Source organism: Allomuricauda sp. ARW1Y1, assembly GCF_013407935.1.
Classification (GTDB): domain Bacteria; phylum Bacteroidota; class Bacteroidia; order Flavobacteriales; family Flavobacteriaceae; genus Flagellimonas.
On sequence record NZ_JACBZU010000002.1, the window covers coordinates 115,641 to 128,354 of the forward strand.

Annotated in this window: 9 protein-coding genes; 5 read left to right on the plus strand and 4 right to left on the minus strand. The window is 42.8% G+C overall.

Going from position 1 to position 12,714, the window contains the following annotated elements; translation table 11 throughout:
- Positions 1-135 precede the first annotated feature (135 nt).
- Positions 136-1,056: a DUF4382 domain-containing protein gene (locus GGE08_RS05270; protein WP_179383862.1), complete on the plus strand. Its 921-nt coding sequence runs from the start codon at positions 136-138 to the stop codon at positions 1,054-1,056.
- Between the two features lie 70 nt (positions 1,057-1,126).
- On the opposite strand, the gene GGE08_RS05275 is transcribed toward GGE08_RS05270, so the two are convergent.
- Positions 1,127-2,317, minus strand: a complete 1,191-nt coding sequence (locus tag GGE08_RS05275; RefSeq protein WP_179383863.1) for a TlpA disulfide reductase family protein — start codon at positions 2,315-2,317, stop codon at positions 1,127-1,129.
- A 154-nt stretch (positions 2,318-2,471) separates the two neighbouring features.
- Between GGE08_RS05275 and GGE08_RS05280 the strand changes: the two genes are divergently transcribed.
- Positions 2,472-2,855 (plus strand): DoxX family protein, encoded by a 384-nt coding sequence (locus GGE08_RS05280; RefSeq protein WP_179383864.1) that lies wholly within the window; start codon positions 2,472-2,474, stop codon positions 2,853-2,855.
- A 60-nt stretch (positions 2,856-2,915) separates the two neighbouring features.
- The gene (locus GGE08_RS05285; protein ID WP_179383865.1) at positions 2,916-3,935 is read left to right on the plus strand and encodes a DUF4421 family protein; all 1,020 of its coding nucleotides are present in this window, start codon (positions 2,916-2,918) and stop codon (positions 3,933-3,935) included.
- A 67-nt stretch (positions 3,936-4,002) separates the two neighbouring features.
- Here GGE08_RS05285 and GGE08_RS05290 read toward each other — a convergent pair whose 3' ends face one another.
- Positions 4,003-5,496, minus strand: coding sequence for a potassium/proton antiporter (locus tag GGE08_RS05290; protein WP_179383866.1), 1,494 nt, complete (start codon positions 5,494-5,496; stop codon positions 4,003-4,005).
- 305 nt (positions 5,497-5,801) lie between these two features.
- On the opposite strand from GGE08_RS05290, the gene GGE08_RS05295 reads away from it, so the two are divergent.
- Both GGE08_RS05295 and GGE08_RS05300 read left to right on the plus strand, forming a co-directional pair.
- Positions 5,802-6,644 carry a PD40 domain-containing protein gene (locus GGE08_RS05295; protein WP_179383867.1) on the plus strand — a complete coding sequence of 281 codons (843 nt, stop codon included), beginning with the start codon at positions 5,802-5,804 and terminating at the stop codon, positions 6,642-6,644.
- A 684-nt stretch (positions 6,645-7,328) separates the two neighbouring features.
- On the plus strand, positions 7,329-7,973 hold the full coding sequence (locus tag GGE08_RS05300) for a response regulator transcription factor (RefSeq protein WP_179383868.1): 645 nt from the start codon (positions 7,329-7,331) through the stop codon (positions 7,971-7,973).
- A gap of 69 nt (positions 7,974-8,042) precedes the next feature.
- On the opposite strand, the gene GGE08_RS05305 is transcribed toward GGE08_RS05300, so the two are convergent.
- Positions 8,043-10,433 carry a TonB-dependent receptor gene (locus GGE08_RS05305; RefSeq protein ID WP_179383869.1) on the minus strand — a complete coding sequence of 797 codons (2,391 nt, stop codon included), beginning with the start codon at positions 10,431-10,433 and terminating at the stop codon, positions 8,043-8,045.
- Between the two features lie 240 nt (positions 10,434-10,673).
- On the minus strand, positions 10,674-12,590 hold the full coding sequence (gene dnaK, locus GGE08_RS05310; protein ID WP_179383870.1) for a molecular chaperone DnaK: 1,917 nt from the start codon (positions 12,588-12,590) through the stop codon (positions 10,674-10,676).
- Between the last annotated feature and the right edge of the window lie 124 nt (positions 12,591-12,714).

The window sequence follows — 12,714 nt, forward strand, 5'->3', positions numbered from 1 at the left end:
TAAGTCAATTTGTGCATTTCATCGATAAAATTGACATATTTCTTTGAAACAGTAGGGTTTTTTGATCTTTGATTGTTTAGTAATTATAAAATCAGAACAGGGCTAATTATGCCCTGAAATCAAAAACCCCATACAATGAGAACAAAGTTAATTTTTAGCTTACTATTTACATTGGCCCTTTTTATGATGGGCTGCTCCGATGGAGAAGGTTCGGCAAGTGCCGAAGGCACTGGAACCTTATCCGTACAACTTACCGACGCACCCTTCCCCTATGAGCTGGTAGCCGAAGCAAATGTTACCGTTTATAAAGTTGAAGCTCGCCAAATTGATGGTGATGATGACGACAACGCTGATTCAGATGAAGGCATGGACGATGATAGTTCATCTTTCATCACGTTAATGGAAGAGGAAATCGATGTAAATCTCTTGGAACTCACCAATGGATTGACCCAACAATTAGCAGAAATCGATGTTCCTGCTGGATCGTATGACTTGGTTCGTGTGCACGTTAAAGGTGTAAATGTTGTCTTGACCGATGGAACCGTTTACGATTTGAAAGTGCCCAGTGGAGACGCTTCAGGTATTAAAGTGTTTATCGAACCTGCCATTACAGTAGTAGGTGGACTCTCCACAGATTTGTTGTTGGACTTCGATGTCAGCCGTTCCTTTGTTGCCAAAGGCAACTTGGATACCCCCGCCGGTGTCAACGGATTTAATTTTAAACCCGTAATCAAGGCTAGTAACATGTCTACCTCTGGTACCTTGTCTGGAACTGTTGGCACTATGGAAAGTGAATCAATACTTGCTTTGGAAGGTGCCCAGATTTCCGTGTTTGCTGCTGACACCCTAAACACCGCATCTTTTACCGATGTGGATGGCAACTACGCCATCCTAGGTTTGAAAGCTGGAATGTACGAAGTCGTAGCCGAATTGGAAGGATATTTGGCAAGTGACACCTTGGAGGTTCAGATTGATGCCGCTAACGTGACAACCCAAGATTTTATCCTTGAAGTGGATCCTGATGCTGGGGAGGAAACGACCACAAGCAGTAACTAATAGCAACAGAACAACAAAGAAAAGCCAGGATCCAAAATCCTGGCTTTTTTATATCTGGTTGGGAAGTTTTTTATCGATTGACCAGATAATCCTGCACAAATCGGATCAAATCTTGGCCATGCAAATTCTTGGCCAACACCTTACCTTCTTTGTCCAATAAAAAGTTGGCTGGAATTGTACGCAGCCGTAACGAGTCCATTACCGGATTTTGATCACCTTCCAGATGTGACGCATGACGCCATCGATATGCACCATCGCGTTCTATGGCATTCTCCCAAGCCGATTTGCTGCTTTCCAAACCATAGGCGACTATCTGAAAACCTCGATCATTATAATTTTCCCATAGTGGCACCAAAACATTTCGATTCTCCACTCTGCAGGGCGCGCACCACGACGCCCAAATATCCAACAACAGCAGTTCCTTCCCTTTTCTAATTTCCGAAAGGAAAAGATGCTCCCCGGTTTGCATGGGCAACTGTAAATCCGGAAGCGTATCGCCCAAGAGTACCGGCAACTTATCCCTGTCAGCCAATGACTCCAATTGGTTGACCCACGGATGTATTGGGTGTATTTGGTGCCATTTTTTGGATTGCGCGTATATGCGTTCGGCAATCCGTTCATAATTTCCCTCCGGACTCGCCCACCGAAGTGCCATTAGGGCCGGCAACAAGTGCTCTGTGGTATCCGCAAAATCAATCAACTTATCTTGATACGCTTTTAGGTTTTTCTCTCGCTCCAATAGTCCCTCATCGGATTCATCTAGGCTATTTTCCGTTTCAAAGTGATGTTTAAAAACCTCCAAACGCAGATCCCTCAACTTCAACATTGCTGCATTGGCAGGTGATGGATTCGTAATGGAGAAGCTCGATTGAAAATTTACCATTTCAGTATGAACCCTTAAAGAGGTACCTGGCTCATACACCAACGGAAAATAATTGTCCGTAACCGGGTTTTCATTCACCAATCTGTTGGCATATCGCTCGCCCTTTTGCTGCACTACCAGAAACAGCAAGGTGCTATCCTTAATGGGAAGTGCTTCGGTGAACCTAAAACTACCGTCTTTGGATACCGCGGCAGAATCCAATATTTGTCCTACAAAACTTTGGGCAGCATCACTGAATTTTTCGGGCTGTACCAAGTAAATTTTGGGACTCCAGTCTTCCGTTTGGGATAATTTGAGGCTTCCCGACAACCAAGCTTCCTTGGAACAGGATTGCATCATCAGCAAAAAAATGAGTGTGGTTTTCAACAGTTTTTTCATACCGATAAAAATAACTATTTCTCCAGATGCCATCCGAGGGGTAGCCTTTCAAAAATTAAATTAGGGAATAAACCGAGCACAATTTTAAAAATCAATAGTTATTAAATAATCCTTATTACGACCAAGTTAGCATTCAACGTAAACCAATAAACACATGACAACAAAATCCATTTTGAGCTTAGTACTGCGACTTGTTCCAGCCATAATTCTGCTACAAACCCTTTATTTTAAGTTTTCCGCTGCCCCAGAATCCGTTTTTATCTTTGAACAATTAGGTTTGGAACCTTGGGGACGCATAGGTCTGGGCGTCGCTGAATTGATCATTGCCATACTGATTCTTGTTCCTAGAACGACTTGGCTAGGTGCCCTGTTGGGTATAGGTATTATGGCCGGAGCCATATTCTCCCATGTAACGCAGTTGGGGGTGGTGGTTCAAAATGACGGAGGCACTTTATTTATATTGGCCTTGGTCACTTTAATTTTCTGTATGGTACTGGCATGGGTCAATAGAAAGCAGATTCCCTACGTGAACAAATAATGGGATTACGCTCGTAATGAACCTAAAGCGGTGTATCTTGCTGCCATGGATTGTTTCAGCATGGCCAGCACCTCTCTGTATCGGGTTATAGCAAGCACCATACTGCTGCACTGTATTTTCTGGCATTGTATAACTGCCCAAGAGGACACACTTGCCATTGTAAATTATTCGAACAAGATTATTATCAAGGCCAATCTGGACACCAAAACCGACTTCTATTCTTATGAAAACAGGCAATTAAATAACCGAATAAGCATTCAACCCAATAATCGCTATCGGCTTTTTCTTTCTTTGGATTATGAGTTTATAGGGTTTAGTGTGGGTTTTGTGCCCAAGTTCCTTGGTGCCAATAGCGATGAAAACTTAAAAGGGGAATCATCTTTTACGGATTATAAGTTTCGTTTTTTTCTGGGCAGATGGGTCCAAGCCATCTCTTACAGCAAGATTTCCGGCTACTATGTGAGCAATACCGGGGATTTTATACCTAGCTGGAACGAGGGTACCGACCCCTACATCCAATTCAATGATTTAGCGACCCAACAATTTGGGATGTCCACATCCTACGTATTCAATCCCGATTTCTCCTATCGGAACATTGTGTATCAAAATGAGTGGCAACGGATCAGTAGTGGAAGTTTGGTCGGTTCTTTAATTTACGACTACAACATTTTTGATTTGAACGAAACCTCCCTAGTCAACCGGGAAAAGTTTTTTAATGTAAGAATAGCCCCGGCATATTACTATACTTTTGTGTTTCATGACAACTGGTTCGTCTCGGCCAATTTGTCCCCCTCCCTTGGATTGCGTTTTTCCAAAGCGGAGTCAGGAATAGGTAATCCTATAAGTACAGAGCGCAATACCTACCTTACCCGACGGCTGGAAGGCGGTCTTAATTTAGGATATAGCTCCAAAAGGATAATCTATGGGATAAATATCAATTTCAGTGCCGATTGGTACAACGAGGACAAGGTTTCCATTACAGAGAACGATCAATTTTATGGCTTGCTATACTTTGGCTATCGATTTGATGCACCACAGGTTATTGAAAAGGTTTTTAATTCAATAACGAAAGGTGAATAAGTTTTCACAAATAGCTGAAGATAGCGTCAATTCCCCAAATAAGCCTAAAGAATTATACACAACCCATTTACTCTAAATCATTGTCTTCCCTTTTTTCCCTTTTCAAGCGTAACGAATCATAGACCTTTTCCAAAATTTCAAGTTTATCGGTAAGCACGACCAATTTATCATTTGCCTCTATTTCGGTCATTCCATTAGGGGTGAGGTAATTTCCGTCCCTCTGAATCATGGCAATCAATGCATTCTTAGGAAAGTTAAGGTTAACGATTTTAAGGCCAACAACAGGACAGGATTCGGTTACCTTGATTTCTCTCATTACAGCTTTTGGGTGTTCCGATAAAAGTTCATCGGTTGGAGAAAGCGGTTTTGCATTTTCGGGCAACCCAACGTGCAACCATTTTGCAACAATCGACAATGTACTTCCCTGTATCAATACCGAAGTAAGTGAAACAAAAAATACAATATTAAATATCATATGTGCCTTTTCAATTCCTGCCAAAAGAGGGTACGTGGCAAAAACAATAGGAACAGCCCCTCTCAAGCCTACCCAAGAAATATAGAATCGTCGCCTCATCTTCATCTTGAAGGGTATCAGAGAAATCATTACAGCCACGGGACGAGCCACAAAAATGAGAAAAAGGGAAATCAGCAGGCCGATTCCCATATACGGCACTATCTCACTCGGAAAAACGAGTAATCCAAGAGTAAGGAACAAAACAATTTGCATAAGCCAAGCCAAACCGTCAAACATCCGCATAATGGTGCGCTTATGTATCAAGTTTTGATTTCCGAGATAAACTGAGCATATGTAGATTGCCAAAAAACCGTTTCCTCCAATAAAATCGGTTGCGGAAAAGGTCATAAACATTAATGCAATGGTGAGCACGGGATAGAGTCCCTCAAAATCCAACTTTATTCTATTAATGATGACTTTACTGAGTTTTCCGAACAAAAAACCAGCAACCCCACCAAGAACCATTTGAAGAAAGAATATGGGCAATACGGATAGTACATTCTTTTCCGGAAACTGTACCAATGTCAAAAACGCTATAGTGAGCACATAGGCCATGGGGTCGTTACTCCCACTTTCCAATTCCAAAGTTGGTCTCAGGTTTTTCTTCAAGGCGAGGTTTTTACCTCGTAAAATGGAAAAGACCGCCGCCGCATCCGTCGAGGAAACAATAGCCCCCAGTAATAAGCTTTCGAACAAATCAAAGTCGGTGACGGCATATACAAAATATCCTAGACCTACCGCAGTAAGCAAAACTCCCATAGTTGAAAGCATAATACCTTCCTTAAGTACTGGTTTTACCGATTGCCAGTTGGTATCCAAGCCACCAGAAAAGAGTATGAAATTAAGGGAAACCACTCCCACAAATTGCGCAATTTTAGGATTATCGAAATGAATGCCACCAATTCCATCCGAACCTGCAAGCATTCCAATGGTCAAAAACAATAATAAGGTAGGGATACCAAAGCGATATGTTGTTTTACCTGCCAGTATGCTGATGAGAAGCAATACTGAACCAATAAGTATGATATTTTCAATAGTAATGTTCATGGGATTGTAATAGCGTTTTTCAAAACATACCAGTTATAAAACGAAGTTAACCCAATTCGCTCGAAATGTTTAAGTATTCATTGCTCAATCGATAGAATGAAATAGCAACGAGCATCGTGCCTGTCCAACTTCATAAAAATCCGATAAAATACTTTTTAAGGCGTTTTTGAGTGTTAAACACCTAAAAAATATTCGTTGAAATACACTTTTTATCCGTTAAAAGTGAAAACCTATGAAAAATTCATAAGTATTCCGGCGGAATGTTTTTGATCTTTGTAATGTATTAACCCCCAAATCTATACATCATGACACGATCTACAATTTTCAGCCTACTTGTTTCAGGAATGTTACTAGTCAGTCAAAACAGTACAGCGCAATCAGACCAAATCAACGAAGCTATGGAAGGAAGTGTTTCCACCATTGACGGTTACGTACCTTCCATGTCCATAACCAAAGATGGAAAAACAGCCTACTTTAGCAAGGGAACCTACGAAAAGCCACTTTACGGCGTGTTCTCCAAAAAAGAGTTGGTGTACCACATTTATCGTGCGGAAAACATCAACGGCGAATGGACGAATATCACCCAATTGGAGGTTTGCCCAAAACACTACTCCGCCAAACATCCTACGGTTACTGGTGACGGAACACGCTTGTTCTTTGCCTCCAACATGAAAGGGACCTTTGGCAAATACGATATTTATGTGGCGGATATCGCTGCGGATGGCACAGTGGGCGTATCCAAAAACCTTGGCCCAAAGGTGAACACCAAAGAGGATGAACTCTACCCTAGCATCTATAACGAAACCTTGTTGTTCTTTGCTTCCGAAGGAAGGGATGGTTTTGGCGGATTGGACCTTTACGCCTCCCAAGTGGTAAAGAACACCTTGACCACATCGGTAAACCTTGGTGCCCACATCAACACCAACAGCGATGAGTACGCCATTCAGTTGAGCCCTGAGAAAAAAATGGGTTTTGTGGTCTCCAATAGAGGTTTCAACAATACCGTATCACAATATACAGTGGCCTACGGACGTTCAAGTAATCGGGATCAGTACAATGATGTTGCTGATGGAGGTACAGGACTCCAAACTGCTATGAATGGGAATGCCTACGACTATGTGGACACCTCATTCCAAGACGAAGAATAATATTTGATTGCCAACAACTTTATTGAATCGGTCAATAAACCTGATTGTGTCTTATGATGTTTCATAGCCGAAATTCTGAAACACTCATGACAATGATAAGAAAGACAGGGGGAAACTGACAGACTATCATTAGAAAACGGGTTGTATTATTTCAATCTGACCGATTTACTTCAAGAATAGGATGCTGATGGGACGGCATCCTATTTTTTTATGCAATAATTTGAAAATCAATTTTTTGCGATACATCCATACTTCTTTTTACGCTTCCCAACACCTTTGATGACTTAATGAAAATGTGCATTTGAACGAAAATCACTACAAAAATTCCGCTCGATAGTTAAAAAATTCTAAATTCACTATTGAAATAATACAATCCCAAATCTATTAAGTCATGAACAGAAACTACAACACACAGAAAAAAGGAGTCCCAAAACCTCTTTTCCATCTACTTTTTTAGAGGAAACCTCAACTAAACATTTTTTTTTAGCGCTTGGCCCTTTTTTGGGTCACACCCACTTTTGAAGAAAACCAAATTGGCTTTCCGGTAGATGCCCTTTGTTGCATCCCATTCGATTTCCATAGGTTTATCCCAACTTCAAAAGCGGGAGAACGGACACTATTGTCCAAATCTTAACCTACAATACACATGATGTAACAGTATGAATCCCCCAAATCTTTCTTATCATGAAAACAAATTCATTAAAAATTGCCATCATCGATAACGATGATACGCTAGGCGGCATTTACACCCAGTATTTTGAAGACAATGAGCAGTACGAGCTGCACGGAATCTACCCCTCCGTACACTCACTTTTGTCCAATTTTGGACGGTCTCACCCGGATATCATTATCTGCGAAGCTATGCTCAATGGCATATCCGGCATTGACGGGCTTGAATATTTTTATCGAAAAAACAAGCATCTAAAGGTGTTGATGATGAGCCAGAAAAACGACTTTAAGCTCATTAAGGAGGCTTTCACCAAAGGTGCCAGTGGCTACCTCATCAAACCCATAACCAAGGATAGGCTCTTCAATGCGTTGGATGCGCTAGGCCAGCACGGTGTAGCTTTGGAGCTCGATGTGGCGAAAAAGATCATTGATTCGTTCCAGACCAAATCGTTCGAAATGTTCTCCAAAAAAGAAAATGAAATCGTGGAATTGCTCACACAGGGGTTTACCTACAAAATGATTGCCGACAAGCTTTTTGTAACACCCAGTGCCGTTAATTTTCATATCCAAAACATCTATGTAAAACTCAATGTGAACTCCAAGTCGGAAGCCTTGCGAAAGCTCAAGGAAATGGAAATGCAGCAGTTAAATGCGGCCTAAATCGGAAACCTCAACCAGACAAAAAACCCTGACGGAATCGTCAGGGTTTTTGTGTTATTAAAGACCTAACTAAAATGTATTGCTCGTAAAACCAAGCATACCATCTTCAGATTTGGCACTAACCTCTAGGATGATGGCGGGTATATCACCAGTATCAGGGAGCCTGATGATGATTTCCCCATTGGCATCGGTTTCCAAACTTGGGTTCCAATACAATAATTTATTCGTCTCCTTCTTCCTTTTTGAAAGGCGTTTGTGGTACTCCTGAAAATCAATGGTGGGTGTGTATCCTTCAAAGCGAAGTGCACTTTCACTTCTGGAAACATGGTCCAACTCGTTGCCCATTCTTGTGTAGATGACAAAAACTCCAGCAGACGCCCTGCTGCCGTACATGGAAGCCTCAGGACCTTTCAACAACTCCACCCGTTCAATATCCCTATCGCTGACCAAATCCATTACGTCATCCAAAGGACTCGTAGCGGCCGTACCCACTTGGGCAGCACTTCCTTCTTGGGCCAACGGGAAACCATCCACAACCCACAATATCGTTCCCGAACCACCCATGACTTTCACTGATGGGTTTAAGGTCTCCGCTCCGGTCACAATAACCCCCGGAAGCTCCGCGAGCAACTGTGGTAGGGTTTTAGGTCTGTCAAAATCTTGATGGTTGATGCGATGTGAAGGAACATCTACCCCGTATTTGGCAGGGGTACGTTTTATCTTTTCCTTGCCCTTCTCCACCACTTCCACTTCTATCAGTTCAATGGTCCTTTCCGAATCCTCATCACTGAACGATTCCTCAGTAAAGGGCTTCTCCATGGTGGATTCTATTTCCATTTCCCTATTCTCAAAAGCCCTGTTAAAAGTTATGATCTTCACCAATCTGGATTTCACATCCTCCCCTTCCGTCCTAGCGACCAATGTTGCTGTTCCCTCAATCTGAATCCACTCCAGTTTAAGTATGCCTTGAGCATCAGTCTGCGCCTCTCCCGCCCAAACATCTTCTTCGCTCGTTGCCACCAATTGAATTTTGGTGTTGGTCAAAAGGTTGTTGTTCAAGTCATAGGCATGCCCCATGATTTCCAATCCTTCTTGATAAGGGAATTTTTTACTGACAATTGCAGTTTCATTGTCTTCGGATACATCCTTGTTGACCTCTTCTTCAGAGATTAAGACCTCAAGGTCTTTGAGAAAAGCCTTTTTTCTGTAAAGGGATACCTCCTGCCCCACTGAAACATCCGAAAAAGTAAAGGATGTATTGTTAATGGAAACATCAGAATCGGTGTTGGGGCGGGTTGTATCTGTTCGGTTGACACTTAATGTCAATTTTGACTTTACAGGTCTATTTTGATCATCGGTTACTTGAATTTTGATGGTCTTCAAATCCCCTCTGGTATCTTGCCGAAGAACGTCGACGCCAATGCGAAGCTTTTCCTTAGCTATCCAAACTGGTCTTGTAGCCAATTCGTAGCCGAGCTGGTCTACCAACTTTAAATGGATGATCCCAGCCGGTAAGTTGGGTTTGAAAAGTTCCACATCCAAACTATTTCCATCAGCGAAATTCAAGTTTTTTCTAAAATAGGTTATCCCGCCAGATGTTCCGATAAGTTCCAATTCTTCACCGGTACGTTTCGCAGAAGGAGTTATGCGTACGATGGCGTTATCCCTATCCAGATTGTTCACGTGTAAAAGAAATCCATCTGATGTGGACTTTGGCAGCGCGAACCGCATTTCATCTTCCAATTCCAAGGTATATGTTTCGTTTTCTTTTGGAGTTAATAGTGCCGTCCCCAGACCGGAATCATAAAAGGAAACTGTTGTTACTTCTTGTCCATCCCCATCCAAAATCCTTCCTTGTCCCACCTCTTTGTGGGTTGCACCGGATGGAACTTTTACAACTATCCTGTTCTTTTGTCCGCTTAAAAATGTTCCGCCTTCAGGGATGATTAAAACAGCCGTGTCCCCTTCTGGTTGATTTGTGGTAGAAAGCTCCCCTACTCGAATTTGCTCTTGTGCAGCGAACCCAACACCATAATTTTGGGACCACCGGGTATAGGCCTTTACCATGTAATTGCCCGATGCTACGTCTTTTGGCAAATTCAGTTGCCCCTGAACCGTTCCGTCCACAATTTTATGTAATTGTCGCTTTACCAACGCTCCATCACTGTCCAACAAATCGACATTTAGGACCCCGCTTTTACTGTATCCGCCGAATTGATTCTCCGTGATGAGGTATCCTTTAAAAAAAAGAGGTTCTTCAGGGTTGAGTTGTTTATTGGCAATTTGAAGTATCACACGCTCCTTGCGTACCGCCAGTGAATCCTCAAAACTTGCCTGAAAGTCCAGTTTAAGATCTTTCCAAGGTTCTTTGGTAAAGTCAGATTGCGAACTTTGGGCCGACATCACGGCTAAGCCAAGCAAAAACAGGATGATACAAGACCGTCTTATTTTGTTTTTCATAGCAGAGAAAAAGGATTTTCACGGGATAAAATGACTATCCATAGGTGCAACCATCCCGTCTGTTCATATCCATCATTCTAAAAATACGAAAAAATAGTGTCAGGAATACCCTACTTTAACATCCCATACGGAAAGCAAACAAAAAACCCTGACGAAATCGTCAGGGCTTTTTTATTTATATGACAACTTGTTGTTACTTCACTTCTTCGAAGTCTATCCTTCGACTTTGCTCAGGACAGGCTACTTGACTTCTTCAAAGTCTACGTCTTCAACATTGTCACCTTCCGAAGCTCCGCCGCTTCCAGCGGTATCATTGGCACCAGCAGATGATGCTCCTGCTCCACCTTGAGCTTCGGCCTGTGCTTTGTACATTTCTTCGGAAGCTACTTTCCATGCTTCGTTGATTTTTTCCAAAGCTGGCGTAATCACCGCTAGGTCCTTGCCTTCGTAAGCCTTCTTCAATTCTTCCAAAGCTTCTTCGATTGGCTTTTTCTTGTCATCGGACAATTTATCGCCAAACTCGCTCAATTGCTTTTCGGTCTGGAAGATCATGGCATCGGCCTCGTTCAACTTATCGGCAGTTTCCTTGGCTTTCTTATCCGCCTCGGCATTGGCTTCCGCTTCTGCTTTCATCTTCTTGATTTCCTCCTCAGTCAATCCAGAAGAAGCCTCGATTCGGATATCCTGTGACTTACCGGTAGCCTTGTCAGTAGCAGAAACCTTGATGATACCGTTGGCATCAATATCGAAGGTCACTTCAATTTGAGGCGTACCTCTTGGCGCTGGTGGAATACCATCCAAGTGGAACCTACCGATTGTCTTGTTATCTGCCGCCATAGGTCTTTCCCCTTGCAATACGTGGATTTCAACCGAAGGTTGATTATCCGCCGCTGTGGAGAATACCTGCGACTTCTTGGTCGGGATGGTCGTGTTCGCCTCAATCAACTTGGTGAACACGCTTCCCATGGTTTCGATACCCAATGAAAGTGGAGTAACGTCCAACAAGAGTACGTCTTTCACGTCACCTGTCAATACACCACCTTGGATAGCAGCACCAATGGCCACCACCTCATCTGGGTTTACCCCTTTGGATGGTTTTTTACCGAAGAATTTCTCAACGGCTTCCTGTACCGCGGGGATACGGGTGGAACCACCTACCAAGATAATCTCATCAATATCGCTTTTGGAAAGTCCAGCGGACTTTAATGCCTTCTCGCAAGGTTCGATTGTTCTTTTGACCAAATCAGCAATCAGTTGCTCAAATTTGGCTCTGGACAATGTTCGTACCAAGTGCTTGGGTCCTGAAGACGTAGCAGTTACATAAGGTAGGTTGATTTCTGTCTGCGCAGAAGAAGACAACTCAATTTTGGCTTTCTCCGCAGCTTCCCTTAAACGCTGAAGCGCCATAGGGTCTTCACGAAGGTCCATATCCTCATCTTTCTTGAACTCTTCGGCCAACCAATCAATAATTTTTTGGTCCACATCGTCACCTCCCAAGTGGGTATCACCATCAGTGGCCAATACTTCAAACACACCGTCACCCAATTCCAAAATGGAAACGTCGTGCGTACCACCACCAAAGTCGAACACCACTATTTTCTGGTCCGTGTCTTTCTTATCAAGTCCATATGCCAAAGATGCAGCCGTAGGCTCGTTGATGATTCGCTCCACGGTAAGACCGGCAATCTCACCAGCCTCTTTGGTAGCTTGTCTTTGTGAATCGTTAAAGTAGGCCGGAACGGTAATCACCGCCCTGGTTACATCTTGTCCCAAATAATCCTCTGCGGTCTTCTTCATTTTTTGAAGAATCATTGCAGACAATTCCTGTGGGGTGTACAAACGACCATCGATATCTACCCTTGGGGTATCGTTTTCACCTTTGGTCACTTTATAAGGTACACGTTTGGCTTCCTTACTGGATTCTGAGTATTTATTACCCATAAATCGCTTGATGGAATAAATCGTTTTGTGCGGGTTGGTCACCGCTTGTCTTTTTGCAGGGTCACCGACCTTGATCTCCCCGCCTTCCACAAAGGCGATCATGGATGGAGTAGTTCGTTTTCCCTCGGCATTTGGAATTACCACGGGTTCGTTACCTTCCATTACAGAGACGCAGGAGTTGGTCGTACCTAAGTCTATACCTATAATCTTGCTCATCGTATCTAAAAGTTATATCTGTTTAAAATTCGTTTTCGTTTCGCTCTTTAAATGTCAATGATTATGCCATGCCAAAGAATATGACAAGCTGTCATATAATTGAGGGAACCCCACTAATTATGGT

Coding starts and splice junctions, on each gene's coding strand:
- GGE08_RS05270 (WP_179383862.1), top strand. CDS start 136: ATGAGAACAAAGTTAATTTTTAGCTTACTATTTACATTGGCCCTTTTT.
- GGE08_RS05275 (WP_179383863.1), bottom strand. CDS start 2,317: ATGAAAAAACTGTTGAAAACCACACTCATTTTTTTGCTGATGATGCAA.
- GGE08_RS05280 (WP_179383864.1), top strand. CDS start 2,472: ATGACAACAAAATCCATTTTGAGCTTAGTACTGCGACTTGTTCCAGCC.
- GGE08_RS05285 (WP_179383865.1), top strand. CDS start 2,916: ATGGCCAGCACCTCTCTGTATCGGGTTATAGCAAGCACCATACTGCTG.
- GGE08_RS05290 (WP_179383866.1), bottom strand. CDS start 5,496: ATGAACATTACTATTGAAAATATCATACTTATTGGTTCAGTATTGCTT.
- GGE08_RS05295 (WP_179383867.1), top strand. CDS start 5,802: ATGACACGATCTACAATTTTCAGCCTACTTGTTTCAGGAATGTTACTA.
- GGE08_RS05300 (WP_179383868.1), top strand. CDS start 7,329: ATGAAAACAAATTCATTAAAAATTGCCATCATCGATAACGATGATACG.
- GGE08_RS05305 (WP_179383869.1), bottom strand. CDS start 10,433: ATGAAAAACAAAATAAGACGGTCTTGTATCATCCTGTTTTTGCTTGGC.
- dnaK (WP_179383870.1), bottom strand. CDS start 12,590: ATGAGCAAGATTATAGGTATAGACTTAGGTACGACCAACTCCTGCGTC.